At 45.4% G+C, this 25,942-nt stretch carries 25 protein-coding genes and 12 tRNA genes; 5 read left to right on the top strand and 32 right to left on the bottom strand.

Annotated elements, in window-relative coordinates:
- Nucleotides 1–199: hypothetical protein (locus ACFSUO_RS04070; protein ID WP_382391327.1), on the top strand; the 199-nt coding region annotated here is incomplete at its 5' end.
- Nucleotides 200–282: 83 nt separating this feature from the next.
- Here ACFSUO_RS04070 and ACFSUO_RS04065 read toward each other — a convergent pair.
- The 13 genes from ACFSUO_RS04065 to ACFSUO_RS04005 form a co-directional block, all read right to left on the bottom strand.
- A tRNA-Ile gene (locus ACFSUO_RS04065) sits at nucleotides 283–356 on the bottom strand.
- A 5-nt stretch (nucleotides 357–361) separates the two neighbouring features.
- A tRNA-Gly gene (locus tag ACFSUO_RS04060) sits at nucleotides 362–435 on the bottom strand.
- 179 nt (nucleotides 436–614) lie between these two features.
- A tRNA-Pro gene (locus ACFSUO_RS04055) sits at nucleotides 615–691 on the bottom strand.
- Between the two features lie 6 nt (nucleotides 692–697).
- Nucleotides 698–774: transfer RNA gene (locus ACFSUO_RS04050), tRNA-Arg, on the bottom strand.
- A 59-nt stretch (nucleotides 775–833) separates the two neighbouring features.
- Nucleotides 834–915 (bottom strand) — tRNA-Leu (locus ACFSUO_RS04045).
- 45 nt (nucleotides 916–960) lie between these two features.
- Nucleotides 961–1,043 (bottom strand) — tRNA-Leu (locus ACFSUO_RS04040).
- Between the two features lie 117 nt (nucleotides 1,044–1,160).
- A tRNA-Lys gene (locus ACFSUO_RS04035) sits at nucleotides 1,161–1,233 on the bottom strand.
- Nucleotides 1,234–1,287: 54 nt separating this feature from the next.
- Nucleotides 1,288–1,359: transfer RNA gene (locus ACFSUO_RS04030), tRNA-Gln, on the bottom strand.
- A 4-nt stretch (nucleotides 1,360–1,363) separates the two neighbouring features.
- Nucleotides 1,364–1,440 (bottom strand) — tRNA-Asp (locus ACFSUO_RS04025).
- 22 nt (nucleotides 1,441–1,462) lie between these two features.
- Nucleotides 1,463–1,534 (bottom strand) — tRNA-Glu (locus ACFSUO_RS04020).
- A 6-nt stretch (nucleotides 1,535–1,540) separates the two neighbouring features.
- A tRNA-Ser gene (locus ACFSUO_RS04015) sits at nucleotides 1,541–1,632 on the bottom strand.
- Nucleotides 1,633–1,635: 3 nt separating this feature from the next.
- Nucleotides 1,636–1,710 (bottom strand) — tRNA-Asn (locus ACFSUO_RS04010).
- 355 nt (nucleotides 1,711–2,065) lie between these two features.
- Nucleotides 2,066–2,527 (bottom strand): SprT family protein, encoded by a 462-nt coding sequence (locus tag ACFSUO_RS04005; protein ID WP_382391325.1) that lies wholly within the window; start codon nucleotides 2,525–2,527, stop codon nucleotides 2,066–2,068.
- Between the two features lie 193 nt (nucleotides 2,528–2,720).
- Between ACFSUO_RS04005 and ACFSUO_RS04000 the strand changes: the two genes are divergently transcribed.
- Nucleotides 2,721–4,169, top strand: coding sequence for a catalase (locus ACFSUO_RS04000; RefSeq protein WP_382391339.1), 1,449 nt, complete (start codon nucleotides 2,721–2,723; stop codon nucleotides 4,167–4,169).
- A 93-nt stretch (nucleotides 4,170–4,262) separates the two neighbouring features.
- Here the strand turns inward: ACFSUO_RS04000 and ACFSUO_RS03995 are convergent, their stop codons facing one another.
- The 15 genes from ACFSUO_RS03995 to acpS all read right to left on the bottom strand — a co-directional run bounded on the left by ACFSUO_RS03995 (nucleotide 4,263) and on the right by acpS (nucleotide 17,383).
- The gene (locus ACFSUO_RS03995; protein WP_382391323.1) at nucleotides 4,263–6,425 is read right to left on the bottom strand and encodes a Tex family protein; all 2,163 of its coding nucleotides are present in this window, start codon (nucleotides 6,423–6,425) and stop codon (nucleotides 4,263–4,265) included.
- 144 nt (nucleotides 6,426–6,569) lie between these two features.
- Nucleotides 6,570–7,172: a SpoIIE family protein phosphatase gene (locus ACFSUO_RS03990; protein WP_382391321.1), complete on the bottom strand. Its 603-nt coding sequence runs from the start codon at nucleotides 7,170–7,172 to the stop codon at nucleotides 6,570–6,572.
- On the bottom strand, nucleotides 7,169–7,960 hold the full coding sequence (gene sigB / locus ACFSUO_RS03985) for an RNA polymerase sigma factor SigB (protein WP_382391319.1): 792 nt from the start codon (nucleotides 7,958–7,960) through the stop codon (nucleotides 7,169–7,171). The genes ACFSUO_RS03990 and sigB overlap by 4 nt, the downstream gene beginning before the upstream one ends.
- On the bottom strand, nucleotides 7,932–8,405 hold the full coding sequence (gene rsbW / locus ACFSUO_RS03980; RefSeq protein WP_382391317.1) for an anti-sigma B factor RsbW: 474 nt from the start codon (nucleotides 8,403–8,405) through the stop codon (nucleotides 7,932–7,934). Before rsbW ends, sigB begins: the two co-directional genes overlap by 29 nt.
- Entirely contained in the window at nucleotides 8,405–8,737 is a 333-nt protein-coding gene (locus ACFSUO_RS03975; protein WP_382391315.1) for an STAS domain-containing protein, read from the bottom strand. Before ACFSUO_RS03975 ends, rsbW begins: the two co-directional genes overlap by 1 nt.
- 240 nt (nucleotides 8,738–8,977) lie before the next feature.
- Nucleotides 8,978–9,982 (bottom strand): PP2C family protein-serine/threonine phosphatase, encoded by a 1,005-nt coding sequence (locus ACFSUO_RS03970; RefSeq protein ID WP_382391313.1) that lies wholly within the window; start codon nucleotides 9,980–9,982, stop codon nucleotides 8,978–8,980.
- An 80-nt stretch (nucleotides 9,983–10,062) separates the two neighbouring features.
- Nucleotides 10,063–10,464 carry an anti-sigma regulatory factor gene (locus ACFSUO_RS03965; protein ID WP_382391311.1) on the bottom strand — a complete coding sequence of 134 codons (402 nt, stop codon included), beginning with the start codon at nucleotides 10,462–10,464 and terminating at the stop codon, nucleotides 10,063–10,065.
- A 2-nt stretch (nucleotides 10,465–10,466) separates the two neighbouring features.
- Nucleotides 10,467–10,823: an STAS domain-containing protein gene (locus tag ACFSUO_RS03960; RefSeq protein ID WP_382391309.1), complete on the bottom strand. Its 357-nt coding sequence runs from the start codon at nucleotides 10,821–10,823 to the stop codon at nucleotides 10,467–10,469.
- Between the two features lie 4 nt (nucleotides 10,824–10,827).
- Nucleotides 10,828–11,697 (bottom strand): RsbT co-antagonist protein RsbRA, encoded by an 870-nt coding sequence (locus ACFSUO_RS03955; protein WP_382391307.1) that lies wholly within the window; start codon nucleotides 11,695–11,697, stop codon nucleotides 10,828–10,830.
- A gap of 248 nt (nucleotides 11,698–11,945) precedes the next feature.
- Nucleotides 11,946–12,305, bottom strand: a complete 360-nt coding sequence (locus tag ACFSUO_RS03950) for a type II toxin-antitoxin system PemK/MazF family toxin (RefSeq protein WP_382391305.1) — start codon at nucleotides 12,303–12,305, stop codon at nucleotides 11,946–11,948.
- 5 nt (nucleotides 12,306–12,310) lie between these two features.
- Nucleotides 12,311–12,598, bottom strand: a complete 288-nt coding sequence (locus ACFSUO_RS03945; RefSeq protein ID WP_129677518.1) for a CopG family ribbon-helix-helix protein — start codon at nucleotides 12,596–12,598, stop codon at nucleotides 12,311–12,313.
- A 518-nt stretch (nucleotides 12,599–13,116) separates the two neighbouring features.
- Nucleotides 13,117–14,241, bottom strand: a complete 1,125-nt coding sequence (alr, locus tag ACFSUO_RS03940; protein ID WP_382391303.1) for an alanine racemase — start codon at nucleotides 14,239–14,241, stop codon at nucleotides 13,117–13,119.
- Nucleotides 14,242–14,344: 103 nt separating this feature from the next.
- A complete protein-coding gene (locus ACFSUO_RS03935) occupies nucleotides 14,345–15,361 on the bottom strand; it encodes a LolA family protein (RefSeq protein ID WP_382391301.1) in 1,017 nt (338 codons plus the stop codon).
- Nucleotides 15,362–15,428: 67 nt separating this feature from the next.
- Nucleotides 15,429–16,955 (bottom strand): NAD(P)H-hydrate dehydratase, encoded by a 1,527-nt coding sequence (locus ACFSUO_RS03930; protein WP_382391299.1) that lies wholly within the window; start codon nucleotides 16,953–16,955, stop codon nucleotides 15,429–15,431.
- A 65-nt stretch (nucleotides 16,956–17,020) separates the two neighbouring features.
- The gene (gene acpS / locus ACFSUO_RS03925) at nucleotides 17,021–17,383 is read right to left on the bottom strand and encodes a holo-ACP synthase (protein ID WP_382391297.1); all 363 of its coding nucleotides are present in this window, start codon (nucleotides 17,381–17,383) and stop codon (nucleotides 17,021–17,023) included.
- 147 nt (nucleotides 17,384–17,530) lie between these two features.
- Here acpS and ACFSUO_RS03920 point away from each other — a divergent pair, with 147 nt between their 5' ends.
- Entirely contained in the window at nucleotides 17,531–18,289 is a 759-nt protein-coding gene (locus tag ACFSUO_RS03920) for a rhomboid family intramembrane serine protease (protein ID WP_382391295.1), read from the top strand.
- Between the two features lie 748 nt (nucleotides 18,290–19,037).
- On the opposite strand, the gene ACFSUO_RS03915 is transcribed toward ACFSUO_RS03920, so the two are convergent.
- From ACFSUO_RS03915 to ACFSUO_RS03905, 3 genes are all read right to left on the bottom strand, one after another.
- Nucleotides 19,038–20,471 (bottom strand): PH domain-containing protein, encoded by a 1,434-nt coding sequence (locus ACFSUO_RS03915; protein ID WP_382391293.1) that lies wholly within the window; start codon nucleotides 20,469–20,471, stop codon nucleotides 19,038–19,040.
- Nucleotides 20,464–20,943, bottom strand: a complete 480-nt coding sequence (locus ACFSUO_RS03910) for a PH domain-containing protein (protein WP_382391291.1) — start codon at nucleotides 20,941–20,943, stop codon at nucleotides 20,464–20,466. Before ACFSUO_RS03910 ends, ACFSUO_RS03915 begins: the two co-directional genes overlap by 8 nt.
- Before the next feature lie 197 nt (nucleotides 20,944–21,140).
- The gene (locus ACFSUO_RS03905) at nucleotides 21,141–22,628 is read right to left on the bottom strand and encodes a DEAD/DEAH box helicase (protein ID WP_382391289.1); all 1,488 of its coding nucleotides are present in this window, start codon (nucleotides 22,626–22,628) and stop codon (nucleotides 21,141–21,143) included.
- A gap of 343 nt (nucleotides 22,629–22,971) precedes the next feature.
- Between ACFSUO_RS03905 and ACFSUO_RS03900 the strand changes: the two genes are divergently transcribed.
- Together ACFSUO_RS03900 and ACFSUO_RS03895 are read left to right on the top strand one after the other, a co-directional pair.
- Nucleotides 22,972–23,895, top strand: coding sequence for a DMT family transporter (locus ACFSUO_RS03900; RefSeq protein ID WP_382391287.1), 924 nt, complete (start codon nucleotides 22,972–22,974; stop codon nucleotides 23,893–23,895).
- A gap of 115 nt (nucleotides 23,896–24,010) precedes the next feature.
- Complete coding sequence (locus tag ACFSUO_RS03895) at nucleotides 24,011–24,865, top strand: DegV family protein (protein WP_382391337.1); 855 nt, start codon at nucleotides 24,011–24,013, stop codon at nucleotides 24,863–24,865.
- 337 nt (nucleotides 24,866–25,202) lie between these two features.
- Here the strand turns inward: ACFSUO_RS03895 and ACFSUO_RS03890 are convergent, their stop codons facing one another.
- A complete protein-coding gene (locus tag ACFSUO_RS03890) occupies nucleotides 25,203–25,901 on the bottom strand; it encodes an alpha/beta hydrolase (RefSeq protein WP_382391285.1) in 699 nt (232 codons plus the stop codon).
- Between the last annotated feature and the right edge of the window lie 41 nt (nucleotides 25,902–25,942).

Below are 25,942 nucleotides of genomic sequence, written 5' to 3'. Positions count from 1 at the left end.
TCACTTTTGGTTCTTTCAAAAGTGTAGTTACACTTGTGCAAACAAGAATATTTGTATATTCTTGTTTGCCAAAAAAGTTGGAGCGGTAATCCGAAAAGCAGATTACTCCACTTCTCAGATCCGTCGCGATGAACCGACACCGATCGGTTCCATCTATTATCTCAGCTTGCAATTTGACATCGCGGGGCTGGAGTTATAGCCGGATGCATAAGCATCTGACTTCCAACCTTTGACATCTGTTTTGTCATACTGGCTGTTTTGTTCAGTTTTCAAGGAGCAAAGTGGGCCTGGGTGGACTCGAACCACCGACCTCACGCTTATCAGGCGTGCGCTCTGACCAACTGAGCTACAGGCCCCTAAATGGAGCGGGTGATGGGAATCGAACCCACGACATCAGCTTGGAAGGCTGAGGTTTTACCACTAAACTACACCCGCGCAGTAATTAAAATAACTCTATTTTTTATTCACGAACCAATCATGCTCGTCGCGATGCCAGTCAACTCAGTGAAGCCTAAGGTCCTCGCAACTCGTAGCGTATTCGGTAGATGTGTTGCTGTGGCTGAGGTTTTACCACTAAACTAACCCACAAAATATATAACACCATAGCAATCCGATGGTCGGGAAGACAGGATTCGAACCTGCGACCCCATGGTCCCAAACCATGTGCTCTGCCAAACTGAGCTACTTCCCGTTAAGTTGGTGCGCCCGAGAGGAGTCGAACCCCTAACCTCTTGATCCGTAGTCAAACGCTCTGTCCAATTGAGCTACGGGCGCTTTAAAGCGACAAGAACTAATATAACACGCAGAGTTTTGAACGTCAATACTTTTTTCAATGCGGCCGAGAGGACTTGAACCTCCACGGGGAAACCCCACTAGGCCCTCAACCTAGCGCGTCTGCCATTCCGCCACGACCGCATATAGAAAAATAATATGCCGTGAAGATCACAGCAATAATATGAGTGCGGATGGAGGGACTCGAACCCTCACGTCACAATGACACTAGATCCTGGGTCTAGCGCGTCTGCCAATTCCGCCACATCCGCATAGAATTGATGGAGCCATGGAGGATTCCGACGCTTTCAGCCATTCCTTGTTTCCTTTGATACTAAATAAGAAACAAGGAGAACCAAAAGGTAAGAATCCGACCACAACTTCTTTGATGAGCCATGGAGGATTCGAACCTCCGACCCTCTGATTAAAAGTCAGATGCTCTGCCAGCTGAGCTAATGGCTCCTATTTGAAATTCTAAAGTTGCAAACATTATCAAAAACATTGTTATAAAGGCAACTGGGCTACCAGGATTCGAACCTGGGAATCACGGGATCAAAACCCGATGCCTTACCGCTTGGCTATAGCCCAATAATGGCGGTCCGGACGGGACTCGAACCCGCGACCTCCTGCGTGACAGGCAGGCATTCTAACCAACTGAACTACCGGACCCAAACCAAGGATAAAATGAATATGACCCGTACGGGATTCGAACCCGTGTTACCGCCGTGAAAGGGCGGTGTCTTAACCACTTGACCAACGGGCCATATAATGGCGGAGAAGGAGGGATTCGAACCCTCGCGCCGTCTGAAACGGCCTACACCCTTAGCAGGGGCGCCTCTTCAGCCACTTGAGTACTTCTCCATATGGCTCCACAGGCAGGATTCGAACCTGCGACCGATCGGTTAACAGCCGATAGCTCTACCACTGAGCTACTGTGGAATGATTTAAATCAGTATTAAGGTAATATAAGCAACTGTTTTCACTCATCATGTTGCATATGTTTTTAATGATAGTCACACTCATTTACTTCAAATGAATCACCGTATCATCGTAGCCGCCATATTAACGCGACGAAGAATATAATACAATAATTATTCCGTCGTGTCAATAAGTTTTGCAGAAGAATTTTTAAAGTGTTTTTCCGAGCTAGCCTTCCATTTCGCAACGGCTTGTATAATTTAACATGGAAATAGAAATTCGTCAATATGCAATCTTCATCCACAAGGATAAACATTTTTCATGGACACGGCCGTGCGGTATTTCCTTCTATGCCAGGCACGGCAATGTAATTATTCTAAAAACCCTTTTCGTATACCAATTCCCCTTTACATCGGCCGCATCTATACTTTTTCAAGTTGATTCTGCGTACACGTTCATACACATGGCCGCATTGTTTGCACCGGTACGTGTGTTTTGGCCGCTTTTCCTCTGAGGGCAATGGCCTGCAGTGTCTGGGGGAGCCTGTCTTCTGTAATAGTTCCTTGAAATCCCTGTCCCCATGTTTATAACCCTTTCCTTCTATATGAAGGTGATAATGGCACAATTCATGTTTCAGAATGCCGTTCAGTTCAGCTTCATCAAATTCCACAGCATATCTAGGATTCACCTCAATGATCCTTTTAGCGGGAATATATCGGCCACCAGTTGTTCGGAGCCGGTGATTGAAAACCGCTTTATCACGGAAGGGTTTATGGAAAAATTGCAGTGATAAAGTGTTTATCCGTTCATTCAGTTCTTTTTCATCCAGTTTCTTCATATATATCACTCTTGGCTGTACATATACTCTCTTTATAGTACCACGTATGTCAATCAGGATACACCAGCAACCATCTATTTAAAATTATTATAATTAAATATTGATTTTAAATAGATTTGTATTATAATAGAAAGTGTACAAAACATATCATTCAAGGAGAGGTGTTTAGATAGTGGGTAACGAAAAGAAACGAATGACGACGGCGTCTGGCGCTCCTGTTGGAGATAACCAGAATTCAATGACGGCCGGCCAAAGAGGTCCTACTCTCATTCAAGATGTTCACTTTCTGGAAAAAATGGCTCACTTTGACAGAGAACGTATTCCTGAACGCGTTGTTCATGCTAAGGGCGCAGGCGCATTCGGGTATTTCGAAGTAACGAACGATGAGATTTCCAAATATACAAAAGCCGATTTCCTTAGTGAAAAAGGAAAACGCACAGAAATGTTCGCCCGCTTTTCAACGGTTGCCGGCGAACTGGGATCTGCTGATACAGAACGAGATCCACGTGGATTTGCTTTGAAATTCTACACTGATGAAGGAAACTATGACCTAGTTGGCAACAACACACCTGTTTTCTTTGTCCGTGATGCTATTAAGTTCCCTGATTTTATTCATACACAGAAACGTAATCCGCGCACAGGGTTAAAAGATAAAGATGCGGTCTGGGATTTCTGGTCATTATCACCAGAGTCACTTCATCAAATCACATATTTGCATGGCGACCGTGGGATTCCTGCAACTTTCCGTCACATGAATGGTTATGGAAGCCATACCTACAAATGGGTAAATGATCAAGGTGAAGCTTTCTGGATAACCTACAGCTTCATCAGTGACCAGGGTGTTAAAGGCCTGGATGTTGATGTGGCCGACGAGCTTGCCGGTAAACAGCCGGATTATCATCGGGAAGATTTGTACAATGCCATTGAAAATGGGGACTATCCTTCCTGGACACTATACGTTCAAATTATTCCTTACGAAGATTACAAAACGTATAAATGGGATATCTTTGATGTAACCAAAACAGTATCCAAAAAAGACTATCCTCGTATCGAAGTTGGGAAAATGGTATTGAACCGTAATCCTGAGAATCATTTTGCTGATGTTGAGCAGTCTGCGCTTTCACCAGCTAATCTGGTCCCGGGAATTGAAACATCACCGGATAAAATGCTGCAGGGCCGTCTATTCAGTTATTCTGATACCCAGCGTTACCGTTTAGGCGTCAACCACCAGCAAATTCCGGTTAATCGTCCAAAAGTAGAAGTAAACCATTATCAGCGTGATGGCTATATGGCTGTTAATGGCAACGGTGGCGGACGGCCAGTTTACGAACCAAACTCCATCGATGGGCCAGTTGAAGATCCGGCATCAAAAAGCACCTCATTTGAATTAGAAGGTGTTGCGGATAGTGTAGCCTATGACAGTGAAGATCATTATACACAGCCGGGTGACCTTTATCGCCTGATGAGCGAAGATGAGAAATCTCGTCTCGTCAAAAACTTTGCTGATCATATGCGGCAGGTTACACGTGATGACATTAAATTGCGTCAAATCGAGCATTTCTATAAAGCTGATCCTGAATGGGGAGAGCGGGTCGCTGAAGAATTAGGATTATCCGTTCCAGAAAGTATTAAAACCGTATAAAATTAATCATTTAAATGAAAAGCTGATGATCTAAAATGATCATCAGCTTTTTTATACCCAGCCATAGTTTGGCTTTCCTTATGCATAACAATGTTAGCCTTCGTTCCCAACCATCGTCAGTGCAATCCGCCCTTTTTCAGTATCAACGTTTTCCACCCAGACAGTCACAACATCACCAACGGACGTGATGTCCATCGGGTGCTTTACGAATTTATTGGCCATTTTGGAAATATGGACGAGTCCATCCTCTTTCACACCGATATCCACAAACACGCCAAAATCGACAACATTGCGCACCGTTCCCTGCATTTCCATCCCTGGTTTCAAATCATCCAGACTCATGACATTTTGCTTCAGCAATGGTTTTGGCAAGTCGTCACGCGGATCCCGCTCCGGTCTTCCAAGTGCGGCTGCTATATCGTCAAGTGTTGGTTTTCCAATGTCAAGTTCGTCCGCCATATCCCCTATGTCTACCGTTTTAAGCTGTTCACGCAATTTACTGCTTCCGATATCATCAGCCGAACAGTCTAGCCTTTTCAGGAGCTCCTCGGCATACGCATAGCTTTCCGGGTGAATGGGGGTCCGATCGAGCGGGTTTTCCCCTTCCAGTATACGCAGAAAGCCAATTGCCTGCTCATATGTTTTCGAACCTAAACGCGGAACGTCTTTTAACTGTTTACGGGTTGTGAATTTTCTCGTTTCATTGCGCTTGGTTACGACATTCGATGCAACAGTTTTACTGAGGCCTGCAACATACTGCAGCAGGGACGGGGATGCGGTATTAACATTCACCCCAACCTGGTTGACGGCAGTTTCAACAACAAAGGTCAAGGAATCATTGAGTGCCTTCTGGCTGACATCATGCTGATATTGTCCGACACCGATTGATTTCGGATCAATTTTCACCAGTTCTGCCAGCGGATCCTGTACTCTGCGTGCAATCGATGCCGCGCTCCGTTCTTCCACCTGCAAATCCGGAAATTCCTCTCGGGCCAGTTTAGACGCTGAGTAGACACTTGCACCTGCTTCGTTGACAATAATATAAGAGATAGCCAGTTTATTCCGGCCAATCACATCAGATATGAACTGCTCCGTTTCCCTTGATGCTGTTCCATTTCCAATCGCAATCAATTCAATACCAAACCGACTGATAAAGTCCAGTACTTTTTTCTCAGCCCCGGCCGTATCATGTTTCGGTGCGGTTGGATAGATGACACCAATATCTTTTACTTTTCCGGTTTCATCCACCGCGGCAAGCTTACACCCAGTCCGATACGCAGGGTCCACACCAAGCACCATTTTCCCTTTTAACGGTGGCTGCAAAAGCAAATTCCTCAGATTCTCGGAAAAAACTTCAATTGCCTGTTCTTCCGCTTTTTCTGTTAGACTATTACGGATTTCCCGGTCAATCGAAGGCTGGAGCAGCCGTTTATAGCTATCTTTCACTGCCTCCTGCAAAATGTTGGACGTATCCTGATTGGCACGATTATGGATGACTTTTTTCTCCAAATATTCCAGGATACGTTCAGCAGGCGGCTCCACTGTGACTTTCAGAACTCCTTCTTTTTCACCACGGTTGAGCGCTAAAATACGGTGTGAAACAATGGACCGTACAGTTTCATCATAATCATAGTACATCTCGTATACGCGTTTTTCATCTTTTTCAGCATTTTTTGCCTCTGAGTGCATCGTTCCACGTTTGAATGTTTCCTCACGTATGTATGTACGGAATTTCGGCTCATCCGAAACCCACTCTGCGATAATATCGTTCACGCCTGCAAGTGCATCGTCCACCGTGTCAACGCCCTGTTCCTCAGACAAGTATGCTTCAGCCTCAGCTGCAATGTTTGGCGTTTCCTGCTCCCAAACGAGGACGGCCAATGGCTCCAGTCCTTTTTCCTTCGCTTTGGTGGCCCTTGTACGTCGTTTTTGCTTATATGGACGGTATAGATCCTCCACCCGCTGCAATTGTGATGCCGCGTTAATTTCTTGTTTCAATTCATCGGTTAGTTTCCCCTGCTCGTCAATAAGACGGATTACTTCTTCTTTGCGTTCGGCAAGGTTGACAGCATACTGCCATTTATCCTGAATCAGTTTGAGCTGCACTTCGTCAAGCCCGCCTGTTTCTTCTTTTCGATAGCGGGCAATAAAAGGGACCGTATTGCCCCCATTCAATAATGTAATTACTTTATGTACGGCAGCCTGACGGACATCTGCTTCCTTCGCCACCCATTGTTCAAGTTCATGAGACACCATTGGTTCCTCCCTATATAGCGGTAATTTAAAAAGCTGCGAAAACGGATAATTTCTGCCATCCAACCGTAACCAGCTTTTCCACTTATCTTTATTTTACCAAAAAAGACATAGAATGAAAAAAGACCGGTGATCGGGTGCCGGTCTTCACTCCTGATAATGGATGGCAATCAGTGTGGTATCATCTTCTCTTTTCTGCCCATTCCTATATGCTTTATAGCATTCCACCACTTGCTCCACATCCCGTCCCAGCAAAAAATATTGGGAGAGATCCTTGTCACGGACGCCATCCGAAAAGAGAATGAAATTCATGACAGGATCGAGTTTATCGGAGACAATCTTGAACGGCCGATGGTAGCCCGCAAGGTAGCCGGGATTCGGTATGTTGCGCTTTTTCCTGCCATTTTCAGAGATGGCTAAAACGCCGATGTTACCAATAGAGGAAAAGGTATAGCGTCGCGCGGAAAAGTCGATCTTTAAAATTCCGATCACCGCACCACGTTTGCCGGAAAGCTGACGGTTACACTGCTCAATCAATTGTTCTACGGTTGTATGGATATTATCCCTAATAATATTTATCACAATTTCCGAGGATTCCTTTGCCTGCTCACCACTTCCAAGACCGTCTGCCAGTACGCAGATAAATTCGTTTTCTGTTTCAGTGTAAAAATAACTGTCCCCGCACTGATACTGCCCAGACTTTGGTTGTTGATAAACGGCCGCCTGCACCTTGTTTTGCCTGCTACTCAATCAAGAACCTCCGTACTCTCAGAATTCAGCGCCTCACGAAGTTTACGCAGTGAACGGCGCTGCAATCGTGACACATGCATCTGGGAAATGCCAAGGTGTTCACCGGTCTCCTTCTGGCTCATGCCTTCAAAATAGGTGCACCGCAAAATCCTCTGCTCCCGTTCCGATAATACCGGCAGAATTTTTTCTAGAAGCATGCGCTGGTCAGCATTTTCAAAGCCATTTTCGTTACTGCCTATTAAATCCAATATGGCAACAGTACTGCCGTCAGAGTCCGCTTCCAGCTTCCGATCCACAGACAGTGCTTTATAACTCTTGCCCATCTCCATTGTCTCCAGTATATCTTCTTCCGGCACATTCAAGTAGTTCGCTATTTCCGTAACGGTCGGTGAAACTTGGTTTTTCGACGTCAGATCATCAATAGCTTTTTTTATTTTCGGTCCCAGTTCCTTAATGCGTCTTGGAACGTGTACACTCCATGTTTTATCACGGATGTACCGTTTTATTTCTCCTACAACAGTGGGTATCGCAAATGATTCAAATGATTTCCCATATGATGGGTCGTATCTTCTTACCGCAGCAATCAGTCCAATCATACCGACTTGCTTCAGATCCTCATGTATGCTGCTGTTCTTGGAGTACTTTCTGGCAATGGATTCGACTAAATCCGTATAGGCCAACACAATTTTTTCCTGGACTTCTTCCTGTTCGGGGTTGCGCTGCAGCTGTTCAATCCATTCATATATTTCATCCTGATTGCTACTGTGTTGTTGAGATCTGGTCGTCATCAAGGCCCACCTCAGTTTCGTGAAGGTACTTCGTCATCAGAACAATAACGCCATGGTTGTTATTGATCTCTACCCGATCCATTAACGCATCAATCAGGAAAAGACCAAATCCGCCTTCGCGCAAATCCTCAACAGATTCCGAGCCCTGGTAGGGACCTATACCCCCTTTTACCTCGTTTAAGTCAAAACTGCCGCCATGATCAGCCACCATAACCTCCAGGCGATCTTCATACACACCAAAACCGACCGAAACCTCACCATCAATTTCCTGATAGGCGTGATCCACTGCATTGGTTATCGCCTCGGAAACAGCAACCTTTAAATCTTCAATATCCTCACATGTAAAGCCGATGCGGTTGGCAATCCCAGATATGCTCAAACGAACAATTCCTACATATTCTGCTCTAGCAGGAACCTTCATTTCAATAAAGTCAAAGTCTTCCATTACTCATTCCCACCTTGGATTACAGTATCAATAGTAAATACTTCATCAAGACCTGTAATGTTAAACACCCTTGAAACACGATCTTGCAAATTTACTAACCGTATACTGCTGTTATTCTCCTTCGTGGACTTTAAGGCACTGATGAAAATGCCCAATCCCGTACTGTCCATGTATCCTACATCTTTTAAATCAACAACCGTCTGATGTCCCTTGGTTTTCGTCAGCGGCAGTAACTTTTCTTTCAGCTGCGGGGCAGTATATGCATCAATTTCCCCTGACAGTCTCACAGTAGATTTTTTATTATCAGCGATCACATCAATCGTTAAATCCATTTAAGATTCCTCCCATGAAATCAGTTAAGGCGCGTGTTCAAAAAGGAGGATAAAAAGGACCGGCAGGCTAGGTTCACTCGCACGCAGGGAAAGTGTTCTTCTTTCCCAAGGAGCGGAGAAACAAGCCAACGAAGAAATTCGATGTGTCATTTTTACCGGACTTTTTGAACAACCTCTAAAGAACTCTTTCCATCTCGGTACAAGGCAAAAAACTATACCCCGGACAGCCTGCTGTTAAACCTATTTCTTCAGAACGATCAATGTAAAGTCATCACGCAGCTGGAAGTCTTGCAGTCGTTCAAAATGTTTATATACCTTGTTGACCATTTCCTGTGCCTCTAAGTGCGAAAACGTTGCAATGACATCTAGCACTTCTTTATTTTCAATAAAACGCTCGCCCTGTCTGCACTCCGTCACACCATCTGTCAGCAGGATAACCATATCTCCCTGATGAAGTATCCGTTCATACTGACGATATTCTGTATCCGGGTTCACCCCGAGCACCAGACCTTTTGCTTTTATTTCTTCAAATGTGTTTTCTTTCGCGTTATAGTAAAAACCGGGTTCATGGCCTGCAGAAGAATAAAGGATTTTACCGCTTTTCGGAAAATATTGTGCATAGAACATCGTAATGAACATACTTGCGTCCACATTTCGTTCAACCACACGATTTAGTTTTTTCAATATGCTTTGCGGGCGCATTGTTCCTTCCGGCAGACTGTCCATGGAATATTTAATCATCGACATGCACAACGCAGCTGGGATGCCCTTTCCAATCACATCTGCAACGGCGATTCCGAGGGAACCATCCTCTCCAGTTACAAAGTGGTGGTAATCGCCACTCATCTGATGAGCAGGTACACTGACCGCACCGATATCCAAGCCATCAATGACAGGTTTTGTCGTTGCCAGCAGCGTATCCTGCATATTGGCTGCCACCGCAATTTCCGACTTAATTTCCGATTGCTGTTCCCGCAGTGTATGATACTCCTGATGTGCAATACCATAGGAAATCATCGTTTCCAGGAGAAATTTCATGGAATGCTGGATATGCTCCGGCAGGTCCGGGTAGAGTGCCGACAGTGCCTGATTGTGCAGATTGACAATTTCTTCGGGCGGCACATTATTTTTAATAAAATGTTTACTGATTTGTTCAGCTCCATACAGTGAATGTTCGTCTTGTTTTGCTATATAATGCCTCAATAAACTTTGATAGTTGGCCGCGTCAGGCTTAAGGGTTCCCATACAGCTTACCTCCCCCTATTTTGAAACAGCAGAAGGGAGGTGTGCCTAACACATGTTCTCCCTCCTGCTGTATTATTTTCTTATCTGGCCCATTTTACAGCCCTGATTTCAGTGCCCTTGCCTTTTTCTGATTGGATATCAAATTGGTCCACGAGCCGCTTCACACCTGGAAGCCCGGCCCCGAGTCCGCCGGATGTGGAATAGCCATCCTCCATCACCTGACTGATGTCCTCTATTCCTGGGCCATCATCAATCGATAGCATGCTAATACCTTTTTGCTCAACATTATCAATGATTTCAAAGCATAATTTCCCACTGTTGGTATACAAATAAATATTGCGAGCAAGCTCGGATATCGCAGTAGCTATTCTCGCCTGGTCGACTGTCCCGAACCCCGCTTCCTGGGCGACTTCACGGCCAAGCTGGCGTGCCTTGACGATATCCCACTCTTTTTCGATTGTAACACAGGATTGGAGGTCCATCGTCATTCCCCCAATTCCTGGCGCAGCTTGAGCAGTCCTTGCTCTAAATCTAAAGCAGTTGGGAAATCCTGTAAATGGATACCCAGATCAATCAATGTCACAGCAACTGCCGGCTGGATTCCTGTCAATACTACCTTTGCCCCCATCAGATCTGACATCTTGACGACATCACCAAGAACCTTTGCAATAAAGGAATCAATGATTTCAACGGATGTTAAATCAATGACTACTCCGGATGCACCGGTTTGGTGAATTTTATCTAACAGATCTTCCTGAAACTGTATTGCTGTATTGTCATCCATCTCGGTTTGGATTGAAATCAACAAATAATTGTGCAGTTTTAAAATAGGTATCCGCATTCTATCACTCTCCACCAAGGGAATCTATCATCTCTTCAATCGCCTCATCTTTCTTCCCGGAGTCAACAATCCGGCGTCCGGTCATTTCAAGCGCTTTGATAAATCCTTTCCGAAGTGAGCTTTTGGTCGGAAATTTACCAAGGTCAATGCCAAGGTTTACAATCGTCTGTGCAATTTCCGGACGGATGCCCACAAGGATGCATGTCGCTCCAATTAGGCGGACCGCTTCAGCTGCCTGAATGATGTGGTGTGCAACCATCGTGTCCACAACAGGTACACCGGTGATATCAATCAGCACCACTTCAGAGTTATGCTTGATAACCCCGTCAAGCAAACCTTCCATAATCAGTTTGGCACGCTCCGTATCAATCGTCCCAATGAGCGGCATAACCGTAATGTTATCGATAACCGGAATCAGCGGGGCCGACAATTCCTGGAGGGCCACCCGCTGCAGTGACACAATATTTTCCCAGTTGCCGGAATACTCATTGACAAGCTGGCGAATAACCGGTTCCACCCAGCCATCAACGCTCTCCAGCAGCTGAGAAATATAGTTCGTGTCAATTTTCTCGGACTGACTGAGAATGAAGTCGATGGTCACACGTCTGAATACCTGCAGACCATCTGTTATGTAACTGACCTTCCAACCAAGATTAATCAGTTTCTCCGCAAACTCTTTTAAATTTTTGGTTTTGCCCTGATCTTTAATACTACTGAAAATAATATTGACAAATTCTCTATTCGTACTTTCAAACAGTTCATTCGATATACTTGCACTGTAGTTGCCACGCTTCTTGGCATCAATTTCATCCAGCCATTTCTGGACAATCGTATCACTGTTCTCCAGCACAATTTTCTTAAATTTTGTATCCATCGTCCGCCCCCCAAACGCCACCAGTTTATTTAATTGTATTTCCTATTATTGCTGCTATTTTATCATGAAATATACGAAGTTTCGATTGTTATCGTCAAAATCCGACTGCTCCACCGGGTGAGGACCCCACAAAAAAAAGCCTCCCTTAACCATGCTTGCCTGTCCGGCAAACACATTCTGAAAGAGGCCTTTCAAGGGGTTGTTCAAAAAGTCCAGTAAAACCCCTGCTTCCTGGAAGGGGGCATCACCTATTGATCATACATTTCTTTTAATCCTAGACTAATCTCCAGTGCTCTATCAATCTTTCCCATCATGTTACTGTCCAATTTGGTTATCTTATCGGTCAGCCGCTGCTTATCCAGTGTTCTGATTTGCTCCAGCAATATGACCGAATTGCGGTCGAAACCATACTTCTTCGCATTGATCTCCACATGTGTCGGGAGTTTGGCCTTCTGAATCTGAGCAGTTATCGCGGCTACAATCACCGTTGGGCTGAACCGGTTACCGATATCATTCTGCAGGATCAATACTGGGCGGATGCCTCCCTGTTCTGATCCCACTACAGGGGATAAGTCGGCGAAATATACTTCGCCTCGTTGAACGATCACGTGCCTTACACCCCGATCACTGAGCGCTGCAAAGTATTTTTTTCGGCTTCTTCTTCAGCCTGAAATGCCTCTGAGGCAATTGTAAGGTTGATATTGGCCATTTCCATATAGCCTTGCTGCATCGATTCACGGAACTGCCGGATATGCTCCTCTTTCTTATGCTCCAAGTAGTTTTTTGTAGCCTGGCATATGAAATCGCTCAAATCGCTATTTTCATACTTCATGAGTCCATCCACCTCGTTCAGCAGGTTTTTTGGTAAACGTACTGAAATTTCCTGTAAGCTCTCTGACAAAACCATGCACCTCCGACAACTTTTGACGGTCATTTTTACATTCTTTTTCATGATATCACTGTAGCAATTCGTTTGCAAAGGCTTATCAGATAAATTTCAGAAAAAGCATAGACTGACCTACCTGTTTAAATGCGTGTTCAAAAAGGAGGATAAAAAGGACCGAGAATTTCAAGGCGGCGTAGTTTCGAGCATAAGTAAAGCTACCCTGAGCTGCATCGCACGAAGGGAAAGTGTTCTTCTTTCCCAAGGAGCAGAATGTATGAATTAGATACATGAGCACAAGTAATGCTTCACCGAATCTGCATCACACGCAGGAAAAGCGGTTTTCTTTTCCAAGGAGCGGAGAAACAAGCCAACGAAGAAATTCGATGTCATTTTTACCGGACTTTTTGAACAACCTCTTTAAACAAAATTTTCCCCTGCCATTATATTTATGGAACAACTGCCATTATTATGCTGACTTAGCGGAAAAATTATAGACAAAGGAACAAGTTTCCCCTTTGTATCTTTCCCGCAAGTCACTTCCCTTTATAAATCCTCGGGACACGGCCGGCTATCATACACGGAATTTCATAATTGATTGTTTCCAGATGTGTGGCAATTTCATCTGTTTCCACCTCTTCATTGCCCTGTCTCCCAATCAATGTAACTTTTGTCCCAACAGAATATTCCTTGTCAAGCTGGATCATTGTCTGATCCATGCATATTCTTCCGACAATAGGCACTCTTTTGCCGTCAATAAGCACGTCCGCTCCCTGCAGTTTGCGAACCCACCCGTCGGCATATCCGATAGGGATGGTCCCAATCCATTCGCTATCTGCCGTCGTATATGTTGCACCATAACTGATGGACTCGCCGGGATCCAGCTTTTTGACATGAATAAGCCGGCTGTGCAGCGAAAAAGCAGGTTGCAAATCGATTTCGTGCTCTTCCTTTAAGACGTCCGACGGGTAAAGGCCATACATCGAAATTCCAAACCGGATGTAATCATATATTTTTTCGGGATAGCGGATGGATGTGGCACTATTTGCGATGTGAACGGCGACAGGTGCATCCCAGTGTAACCGGAATACTTCCAGCATGCTTTTAAATCTGTCCCATTGCTTCTCCAAATAAGCGAATTCTTCATCATCAGCCGTAGCAAAATGAGTATACACGCCCGTCATTATAATTGTCTCACTGCCGCGCAATTCATCCAGAAGCCCAGTAAGTTCATCAGTTGTGCGGATGCCGATACGGCCCATTCCGGTGTCCCATTTCATATGCACCTTCAGTGGGGATGGCAAAGAATATTTTTTCACTTCCTGCAGCCATTCTTTTTGAAAGAAAGTCAGTGTAATATCATTTTCGGCAGCAACCCAAACATCTTCCGGTGCAACCCGGCCAAACACCAATACCGGGGCTGTAATATTCGCCTCACGTAATGTCAGCGCTTCTTCCAGCAATGCTACAGCAAGCATTTCCACCCCGGATTCCAGTGCTTTATTGGCAACTTCCACTACCCCGTGCCCGTACGCATCAGCTTTCACCACTGCGATAACAGCACTGCTGTCCGGCAGTTTTCCCCTCATTTGCTTGATATTATGCCCAATAGCCGCTAAATCAACTTCAGCCCATGTGTCACGATACATGCTGCTCCCCATTGCAAAAACCCCTTCCCCTTATCCTTTGGACCCTATTTTATCTGAAAATGAGAAAAATAAAAAGCAGACCCCCTCTCATATGAGTCTGCTTGCAATACATCATTTACTTCACTTCTTTGCCTTGAACGGATTTTGCAACGTTAATCAGTTCTTCCTTGGTCAGCTCTTCACTTGCCAGCATGAAGTTCATGCCGTTATCAGTCCACTCAATCGTATTATCCGACAAAACGCCAACTGAATGGCCAAGGTTCACAATGTCTCCATCTACCATCTGTGGTGACGTAGTGGCAGGGATTTCATCGAGCTTCTCTTCAACTAGTGTGAATTCCTTCTCACCGGAAAACGACATAATCACACGCTTCCCGTTGTCCGTGTTAACTTCCTTTTCTTCTACCAGTTCAGAACCGACCATTTCAAGCGGATAAACAATCTTGAATGGATCTTCTTCTCCTTTGCCTGATAGGGTCTCTTGTGCAGCGTTACTCTTCATATTCTTTTCCATCGCAAAGTCATCGTCTTTAAAAGTGGGGTCTGTATTAAAATCTGAAAAGTTCACCTGCACCAGCGCATTCTGATCCTTATCAAGCACTTTCACTTTCACTGGTGTGTAGGTATCTTTATCAAAGTAAATTTCCTGGGTCGGCAAATTGTTGTTGCTTTGATAATTGGTTTCCGTTTCAAAAATATAATGCTTATCACTGACCGTGAACGTTGCCTCGTTGTCTTTCACAATGTCGTTCACCAGCGATTGATAGAGGTATGGCTGGCTGCCATTTTCCGGCCATTCTTTCTGGAATTTGAAACTTTTATTCAATGCCGGTGAAAGAACGAACACCCCTTCTTCATTCTTCAGGATGATCTGGCTCCCTTTTTCATCCTGTTCGTTTGTCAATTCAACGCGGTAAAAATCTTTCTTTTTATGCCAGACGTCTATATTATACTTCTGATCTTCCTGTCCCGTATTCATCGTCATAACGGCCTTTGCTTTATAGCCATCCATTGACTCCAGGTTCGACTCCAGCTTGCCGATCACATCTTCCTTGGACTGCTCTCCACAGGCAGCAAGCAAAGTGACAAAGCCTAAGACAATGACGACCCAGATGCTAAACATTTTTTTCATGGACATGTCTCCCCTGTCTCGTATCACACATATTGCGAGTGTTTCACCCAAGGGAAATAGGCTATTGTCACGAATGTTTCATACATGTACGAAAGACCTTTGGAATGCCATACAAAAGATCAGATGCCATTAAATCATAGACAGAATGCGTATTCGCCACAAGCATGTCGGCAGCTTGACCGTGGACAAAACTAGCATTGCTCAGTGCCTCCATAATGGACTGCTCCTGCATCATCATGGCCAGAATGACCCCTGACAGCACATCACCGCTTCCACCCTTTGCAAGTCCTTTATTCCCGGTTTGCGTTACCGTCTGCTGGCCATGCGGACTCGTAATGATGGTAAATGGCCCCTTCAGCACGACATAGACGCCATATTCTTCGGCAAACATTTTGGCGCATGCAAATGGCTTTTGCAGCAGTTCCGGCACGCTTATATCCAATAGCATGGCCATTTCGCCGGGATGAGGGGTCACAACAACAGGTGCTGTCCGCTTTTTCAGTAAAGCAGGCAGTGCTTTCAAATGATAGAGGCCATCCGCATCCACAATTAGCGGACATGCTGCGCTCTCCAACGCATTCCGGATGAGATGCTGGGCCGCATGATGGCGTCCCATGCCCATCCCCATCACCACTGCATCATAATCAGCAAACGAAATTGGCTGATCACTGCTGATAAAGCCATCTGTTTCCTCAAGTACCAGATACGTTGCTTCCATGCATTGGGAGGCGACCACCGGGATAGCACTTTTCGCGGTTGCAGCTGTAACCAGTCCAGCTCCCGTCCGCAATGCTGCACTGACAGTCATTGCTATCGACCCGGGCATCTCCAAGCTTCCGCCTATAGCAAGCCCTTTTCCATGGCTTCCTTTATGGGAATACCTCGACCTTTCCGGCATGCTCTTCTTGAACTCTTCTTCCGTCCACATTTGGCGTTTGGCACCATTTGCTGTCAGGACAGACGGCAGGCCGAAAGAAACGACTTGCCATTCGCCATAATAAGGCGCTGTGTGCTCCAGAAAAACGCTCTGCTTCGGAAAACCAGTAAACACGGTTTCATTTGCCCGTATGGCATAAAAATCATCTATACCTTCATTTGCCGGCAGTCCTGAAGGTATGTCAACAGAGATGACATAGGAAGCTTCCTTGTTTACTGCAGCAACAATGGAAGCTAGTGGCTCACGAAGCCTTCCTTTCAAACCAATGCCTGCGATTGCATCAACAACGGTATCCGCACCCCGCACCGTCAACCCGACTTCATCAGCTGATGACATCACTGGAACTTCCCCACCGCAGCGCACAAACAGCTGCTTATGGTACAGTGCGTCACCGGTGATCTTTTCATCAGGCACAACCTGTACAACTTTTGTATCGTAGCCGTCGTTTATCAATGTCCTGCCAATGACAAAGCCATCACCGCCATTGTTTCCGCCGCCTGCAAGAATCCGGATGCGGGCTGTTTTTCCCACGCGCTCCTTTATGACAGCGGCAATAGCCCGTCCTGCGTTTTCCATCAAAAGCTTTCCGTCCATTCCAACCTTGTTCATGGCACCATGATCCATATCGTACATTTCTTCTGCGGTGACAATATACACGCTATTTCCTCCTACCCGCACTAGAATATATGAGACAACCCTGTCGGATATGCAAAAACTGCTTGTCAGTTCCTCACTTCTATTACAACCTGTGCTGCTGCATAATCCCGGCTGTGTGTAATCGATACAAATAAGTTCGCATGTTCGTAGCCGTTCACGCGGAGCTCAGGCGCCCCGTTCTGGTTTCGTATGACTTCAATATCCTGAAAACTTATCGAACCGATGCCCTGACCGCATGCTTTAGCAAACGCCTCCTTGGCGGCAAACCTTCCAGCAAGAAACTCTGTCCGCCGATGGTCATTTCCCAGCGTCAAAAACTGTTCTTTTTCCCCGCTTGTCAGGATCCGGTCAGGAAAACGGCTGTTTCGTTTGATGCTGCCAGCAATCCGCTCCAATTCAATTATGTCCATCCCAATGCCTGTTATCATCTTTTCCCAAACCTTTCTGCAGGCCAATGCATATTGTTATCATTGTTGAAAGTATTTTTAGTAAGCTAATAGTAATCGCAAATCAAAAATAAAGCGTTTGACGATAGGATACCTGATTCTATATGTACTGGTAAAGGAGAAGTGCCCATGTTTGTGCGGAATGAACGAAGTATAAAGGAATTCATGCATCTTTATCCGGTTGTTTCCTGGCTGATTATTATCCATCTTGGACTCTGGCTATTGACTGGTTTTTTACAGACACCGTTAGGTAGTTTTATTGAAAACTGGGGAAAAGGGGTGAACTTCTACATTAGCCAGGGCGAGTATTGGCGCTTGCTGACATCTATTTTCTTGCATGCCGGCCTTATGCATGCCTTGTTCAATTCGTTTGCCCTTGTGCTATTCGGACCTGCTCTGGAACAGATGCTTGGTAAATGGAAATTCATCTTCGCCTATGTGGGCGCTGGACTCGTCGGCAATATCGCCACCTTTTTACTCGGGCCGGCTATTTATGCGCACGTTGGTGCATCAGGAGCCATTTACGGCTTATTCGGCATTTATGTTTTCATGGTCGCTTTCCGAAAACAGCTGATTGATCAGTCCAGCTCCCAGATTATTATGACCATTTTCATTATCGGCCTTGTCATGACCTTCCTCAGGCCTGGAATCAACATATATGCGCACGTTTTTGGCTTTCTTGGCGGCTTCCTGCTGGCACCTGCCGTACTGACCAACGCCCGTCCGTATATGCCATGGCTCCGGAGTCACCATCATGACAACCGTTCTATCCAGTTCGACCCCAACCGCTGGCAGAAAAAACAGCGGAACAAAAACATGTTTAAATACAGCCTTTGGATCATCCTCGGTATACTCGTGGTGCTTGGACTATTTGGTCGGATATTTTAAAGTAAAGAAGCTGGAAAAAATATTAGGCAACGAAAAATCCGAACGATGATTTCACATCTTTCCGTAAGATATGAAATCAGTTCGGATTTTTCTTGTTGGCCCTTTTCGTAAACTTTATTGCACAGTTGATATAAATTGCGACACTTCGGTAAGGGGATTTCCGCTCCGGGCAGTCGCTTTTACCCCAGGGCATAAGCGCGACATCTACTCAAGCTCTCTTCGTTCGCTTTCGTAGTGTCTTCTTTTCCGCGGACAACGCTTCAGCTTCCTCGGAAGCAAAAAACGCTTCCTGCGGGATCTTCAGCTGTTGCTTTTCCCGCAGGAGTCGACTGCTCTCCGCTCCAATCAACCAGTGCGTTAGCAGCAACAATGGTAAGAAGTCGAATAGCACAAAACCAGCGGAGGAAATACACGGAGACTCCTGCGGGAACAGTGGCCTATGTGAGACCCCGCAGAACGGAGTTCGAGGAGGCTCACGGGTCACCCGCGGAAAGCGGAGTGTATTTCCGGAGCGGTGTCATGGGAACTAAACCATTTCTTCAAGTTGTGTCGCAGTTTCTTTCTCTGAAGTGACGCAAAAGGCAGCTTTAAAAAAACAGCCTTTGTACTATAATTGGCTTTCACCTAAACCAACGAAATATTTTCCCGCAGCGGTATTTACGGCTTACCCAACATCATACGAAAATGTTCCAGTCATCATTCGGCTTCCATGTGGATGATTTTCGTTATATTTCAACCCTTTCCATCTTTAATCTCGGTACGAATACCAGTCTGCCAGTTCATCTGTATGCGATTCTTCCAAGTCCTTGATGGCAAAGTGTGTACCGGTTCCCATCCTCCCAATAATGGACAGTCGCATCGTTGCCAGCTGTTGTTGTACCTGCAGTTTGTGTTGTTTCTTCTCAAAGGCCTGGATTCGTTTATGATACATCATAATTGTATTCCGGCTGAACGAACGATGCCTTATCGTTAACTGTTCACCATTCCGGTAAAAACCACCATCTCGATGACGCATAATCCCAAGCACAATACTTCCCGCCAGTAATACGAGCGGTATCCAAATAAACTGAGGAATCAAGAACCCACTTGCAACTGTCAATGCCAGGAAAAGGATGGACGTCCGAAAGATATAAAACTTACGGGCCCGTTTTGGTAAGGGGGTCAATTCATGCTGGATCCCGGCATAATCCGGCAAAAATGTTTCCAAAAAAACCTCCACCTCATCCCGTTTCATAATCGGGAAAAGAATCGATGAAAAATCTTCCCCTTTATCCATGGACCCTCCTGCTATTTCCGCAAACACGGTCACATGACCAAGCGGCTGACGGATGATATTTTCCTGAATGCCAACTGCCTGGATCCTTTTTAACGGGATCGTTAATTGTTTTTTCTCCAGAAGGCCGCGGGTAATAAATAATTCATCATCGCTCTTTGTAATGGTGAAATTGCCGTATTTGATCATCGTACCGGCAATCCCGAGTAGCCAGAGCAATAAAAGCGCAACAATACCCATCACAATTAAAATAACGATTCCTAATCCGATAGCCCATTCCAGCGTATTATCATAAAAGGAATCCGGAATAAATTGCTCCAGTTCAGAAAAGCCAGCCGCTGCCAATGCAAAAATCACTCCAACACTGCCTGATGTGGTTCCTGCGATAAACAACCGCTTAAAACTTATAGTGGTGGATGGCTTTGTCTGTTCGGCCGGTTCATCCGTTGTGTTTTCATCGTACGTCTGCTTCGTTCCGCCCGTTTTCAATTCTTCTCTTAGTGCTTCCCCTTCTGCCAATGTGACTGCACTGAGCGATGCTTCCGCACTTGTCCCTGTCCCAGCTGTTTCAATCTGTACCTTCGTTAAACCAAAGATCCGGTGAATCACACCTGATGTTAAATCAATCGACTGAATGCGGTTCTTGGAAATATAGCGTTTTTTTCGAATAAACACGCCATATTCAATGCGCAGTTCGTCATCCTCAATCCGGTATGAATACCGATACCATGTCAAAATACTTGCTGCTATAAAAATAATCAGAAAACCTGACGTAATCAAGACAAAATAAAGCAGTGAATCATCCCGAAACGTAATGAAGCCAATGATAATGGCAAACAGGAATTCACGGACCGTTTTAATCAGATTAAAAAGAATCGCTGCCGGGTGTAAACGTTTCGCCTCAAACATCATCCTCATCCACCCTTGCCAGTGCTGAAATTCTGTCCCTGAGTTCCGACGCATCCTCTTCAAGCAATGCAGGAATTTCATGCGTTGTTGCTGCAGTAGAAATCTGAACACTCGCCAGCTTATAATTTTTTAAGATTGGTCCCTGTTTGGTATCCACATGCTGCACGCGGATCATCGGGACGAGTGTCCGGGATACAATTAATATCCCGTGCTGGATATAAATCTCCTGTTCAAATACTTCGTAGCGCCACCTTCTCCAGCGCAACTTCGGCAGCAAAAAAACAAACAAATAAGTGCATAACGCACTTATCAAGATCCCTGCTGCGCCAATCCAATAAGTAAAATCAAGCAAATATGCAAATACAAAGAGTGCGATGGTTATGAACCAGAGCACTCCGGCGGCAATCGCAGCCGTTATCTTCCATGCCTTAATGGCATCATCTGCAATTCGATTAACCGGTGGCTGTCGCACCATACTTCCCCCTTTTTAAGAAAACTTGGCTTATCGCTATGCCTTAGGCGTGAGCTTAGTTGCACTTATACAGTATGCTGTCTCCCCTCTCCCTTATACGAACTCATCATACCAAAGTTTCAGCAATGATTACATGTACTTAGGGAAACGACTTTTGAAGAAAACTAAAAAAGCTCCTTTCCACAAGGAGCCTTTTCTCAGCTGTTTGGTTTACGATTATTACGCCGTTTCTGATAGTTTCCTTTGCGGTTGCGTCCACCTTGGTTGCGGCCGCCTTGTTTCGGTCCACCTTGCCCGCGATTGCCATAAAACTTCTTGTTGCCTGAACGTCCTTTATTATCTCTGGAGCGCTGTGCTTTTTTCACACTGATCGGCTGTGCAGATGAAATATTCACAGGTGCATTGCGCCGCTCTTTGGTCAGCATTTTCAGTGCAGCAGCAACCGCTGTAACCGAATCATAATCCTGCAGCAGTTCACTTGCGGTTTCATGGTATTCCTGCAAGTCTTTTTTGTCGATCGTTTTACGCAGTTTATCGGCAGCTGCCTGCTGCTGTCCTCGTCTTGCTTCCTGATATGTCGGTGGCACCATGCGTTTCATCTTGCTTTTCGTCACTTTTTCAATCAAGTGCAAATGAGCCATCTCTCTTGGTGTAATGAACGAGATAGCTTCGCCGGCGCGCCCAGCTCTTCCTGTCCGGCCAATCCGGTGCACATAACTTTCCGGGTCCTGAGGGATATCAAAGTTATACACATGAGTCACACCGGAAATGTCCAGTCCGCGTGCAGCTACATCGGTCGCGACCAGCACATCGACACGGTTATTTTTGAATTTGTTCAATACAGACATACGCTTTCCTTGCGTTAAGTCCCCATGAATCCCTTCTGCACGGAAACCTCTCGTCTGCAGTCCGTCCGTTATTTCGTCCACGCGTTTTTTCGTTCGGGCGAACACGATAGCCAATGTCGGTGCATAAATATCGAGATGGTTTGTCAGTGTATCAAACTTATGCTTTTCCGGAATCTCAATAAAGTGCTGATCGATATTCTCGACCGTCATTTCCTTTGCTTTCACTTTAACTTCTTTCGGAGTGTTCATCAGGTTTGTTGCGATATCGCGGATTTCCTTTGGCATTGTGGCTGAAAACAAGAGTGTCTGCTTGTCCGCCGGAATGTTCTTCAGGATATCACGAATGTCGTCGATGAAGCCCATGTTCAGCATTTCATCAGCTTCATCCAGCACGGTTGTCTCGATATTCCCGGTATTTATCGTCTTTCTGCGCATGTGGTCGAGCAATCGCCCCGGCGTTGCCACCACGATTTGTGGGCCATCTTTCAGGGCTTTAATCTGCCGTTCCATATGCTGGCCGCCAAACACCGAAATCGTACGGATACCTTTGCCTTTCCCAAGACGGTTGATTTCTTCAGCAACCTGAATAGCCAGCTCCCTCGTCGGCGCAACGACCAATCCTTGAATTTTCTTTTGGCTGGCGTCGACTTTTTCCAGCATCGGAATGCCGAATGCAGCGGTCTTTCCAGTACCTGTCTGTGCCTGGCCGATGACATCGTTGCCTTCCATAGCGAGTGGTATTGTTTCCGCCTGGATTGGCGTCGCTTCCTCAAATCCCATATTCTCCAATGCCTTCATGATGGGTTGTGATATGTTCAGTTCATTAAATGTTGTCACCTTGTTACTCTACTCCTTCTTCAAAATCCTTTATTATTCGTGCCGTATTTATAAAAATGCCGTTTCCCTTGATCGGATGGCAGGTACCCGGTCATGTGGAATCAGCTGCCGGCTTCATCCAGCTTAGAAATTCCATCAAATTTTTCATTGTTTCTTTTTTAAAAAAAGGCTTCCCAAATGATTGGAAAAGGCCCCTTATCATGAAATCTCATCCATAAAATAACAGCTATTTTATCTTAACACATTCATTTGCGGAATATCCACTACTTCTCATATGATTTTTCAAATTAAGCATGATAGAATGAACAAGATTGCATAAAAACGTGGCAAAGGAGGATGTGTGATGCGAATCCCTCCGTTCAATCCATATCTGGCGGTTGTAACTGGTGTTATCGCTGTTTCGACATCAGCGGTTCTCGTCAAGCTTGCCGATCAGGCACCCGCAGCAATTATTGCAAATTACCGGCTGCTAATTGCCGTTATACTAATGGCACCGATTGTTCTGCTGAAACACCGGCATGAATTCCAATTCATCGAAAGAAAAGATTGGCTACTATCGGCATTGGCGGGTATTTTCCTTGCGTTCCATTTTATTGTCTGGTTCGAATCCCTGAATTATACATCTGTAGCAAGCTCTGTGGTGCTTGTTACCCTGCAGCCGATATTCGCCTTTTTAGGGACTTACTTGTTCTTTCAGGAACGATTCTCGTACGGGGCGATCATTAGTATGGTCATTGCACTCTTAGGCAGTGTCATTATCAGCTGGGGTGACTTTCAGGTTAGCGGAGTCGCGCTATTCGGTGATATGCTTGCACTTTTGGGAGCGGTCTTAGTCACTGGTTATTTTCTTATGGGACAGCAAGTAAGGAAACGCTTGTCTTTAATGACGTATACATTTGTTGTGTACGGCATAAGTTCGATAACACTTATTCTTTATAACCTGATTGGGCAAAATCCATTTTTCGGCTATCCTGCTGATCACTGGCTCGTCTTTCTTGGACTTGCTATTTTCCCGACGTTCTTTGGCCATACGTTGTTTAATTGGGCACTGAAGTGGCTGAGTACGGCAACCATTTCCATGGGGATCGTGTTTGAACCTGTTGGGGCATCCATCCTGGCATACTTTATACTGGGTGAAACCATTACATGGTCCCAGTGGCTCGGTGGTACCATTGTGCTCTTTGGCTTATTTTTGTTTATCATGAGTACAACAAAGAAACGGAATGTAACCTTATCGAAAAAGCGAGCCCGCAACGGAAAAACGTAAAAATTTATCGGAACTCATGTAAAGCTGTTATAATGAAACCAATAATAGTGCGTGTTCAAAAAGGCGGATAAACCGGACTTTTTGAACAACCTCTAATAAGGAATTGGGTGAGGCCATGCGAATTCAATTAATGACTGACGGGGGTGCGGACATTCCCAAGCGCCTCCGGAGTGCACTGGACGTGACCGTTGTTCCGCTATATTTGCATTTCCCAAATCAGCAGTACAAGACAGGAGTAACCATTGATGCGGAAACCTTTCATCAGAAATTGGCTGAAACAGAGGAACTCCCACGATCTTCTGCACCAAGTCCAAACGACTTTTATGAAGCCTATAAACAAGCTGATCCGGACATCCCGATCATTATGCTGAGCCTGACAAAAGGCCTTAGCAGCACATTTGAAAATGCTGTCGCTGCCAAGGAAATGCTACTCGAGGAAGAACCCGGACGAGAAATTGAGGTTATTAACACGAAAACAGCATCCTGTGGTATTGCCTTGCTTTTGGCGGAAACAAAGGCCAAACTGGATGAAGGCTACTCGTACCAGGAACTCGTCAGCCATTTGCACGAACGTGTCGAACAGACTGCCACACTATTTGTTCTGAAAACATTAGAGAACCTGATTCTCGGCGGACGTCTGGACAAAGTGAAAGGCACGATTGCTAAAACACTGAACATTAAGCTGCTGCTGCAAGCCAGTAATGAAGGAACGATTGAAGTAGCTGAAAAAGCGCGCGGTGATAGGAAAGCAATCCGGCGATTTGTGGAACAGATTGGGGAATGGACAACAAACACGAAAGACAAGATCATTGTTATGTCACACTGCAATGCTGAAGAGCGGGCAGAAAAGGTACTTGAATCCATTAAAGACAGATATGCCTTTAAAGAAGCATATCTTGCAGAGATGGGGCCGTTAATTTCCACTTATGCCGGGGAAGGCGGACTGGTCATTTCCTTTTTCAAGGATTAGAAGGATAGGTTCGTGTTCAAAAAGGAGGATAAAAAGGACCGAGAATTTCGAGGCGGCGTAGTTTCGAGCATAAGTAAAGCTACCCTGAACTGCATCGCACGCAGGGAAAGTGTTCTTCTTTCCCAAGGAGCGGAATGTATGTGTTTAGATACATGAGCACAAGGAATGCTTCCCTGAACCCGCATCGCACGCAGGAAAAGCGTATTTCTTTTCCAAGGAGCGGAGAAACAAGCCAACGAAGAAATTCGATGTGTCATTTTTACCGGACTTTTTGAACAACCTCGATAAGCAATAAAAGAAAGAGGAGCGTGTCAACAGTTGTGACACCTCCCCCTTTTTACTTGGTATCGCTCACCGTCAGGAACTGATAGACCATGTCATTCAGCGTATCTTTATCATCACCAAGACAAATCAGGTGTCTGGATTCATCAAACAGCACGACTTGCTTTTGTTCGGATGTAATTTCTTTGTCCAGATGGAGGGCCGTTTTATATGGCACCATCATGTCCTGCTGTCCTTGAGCTATTAATACAGGTGCCCGCACCTTGGGAAGGTGTCTGCGTGTAAAATTTACTAGCCTGAAAAACTCGAGGTTTGCTTTAAATGGAATAGACAGCCATTTGCTTTTATAATGCTGAAAGAAAGGATTTCTATCGATTTTTCCTTTGAACCCGTCCACTACTGCGCCCCTCACTTCCCTCGCCATTTGCCGAAATGACAGGTATTTCCTGGCCGGAGCGAGAAGCACCAATTTATCAATGTCATGCCTGGATGCCAGGTATGCAGCAATCATTCCACCCATGGAAAAACCAATCAGATACAGTTTATCAGCCTTTTCCTGCATGTTCTTCAATGCATCCTCAGCTGCGGCAAGCCAGGCTGTATGTGTCACATTATCCAGTTCAAGATTCACGCCATGGCCAGGAAGCGTTGGTACTTCCACATCCCAGTCCGTATGCTCCCGCAGGTATGCTGCCAGGGGTTCAACTTCATGTGGTCCACCAGTATATCCATGTATTAACAAACATCCTGTCATATCCATTCTCCTTAACTGATCGATATACATTGGTTTTCCCT

It is taken from the genome of Lentibacillus juripiscarius, from assembly GCF_042685205.1.
GTDB classification, from domain to species: domain Bacteria; phylum Bacillota; class Bacilli; order Bacillales; family Amphibacillaceae; genus Lentibacillus; species Lentibacillus juripiscarius.
The sequence above is the reverse complement of the archived record's forward strand: the minus strand, read 5'-3'. Positions and strand labels throughout refer to the sequence as shown.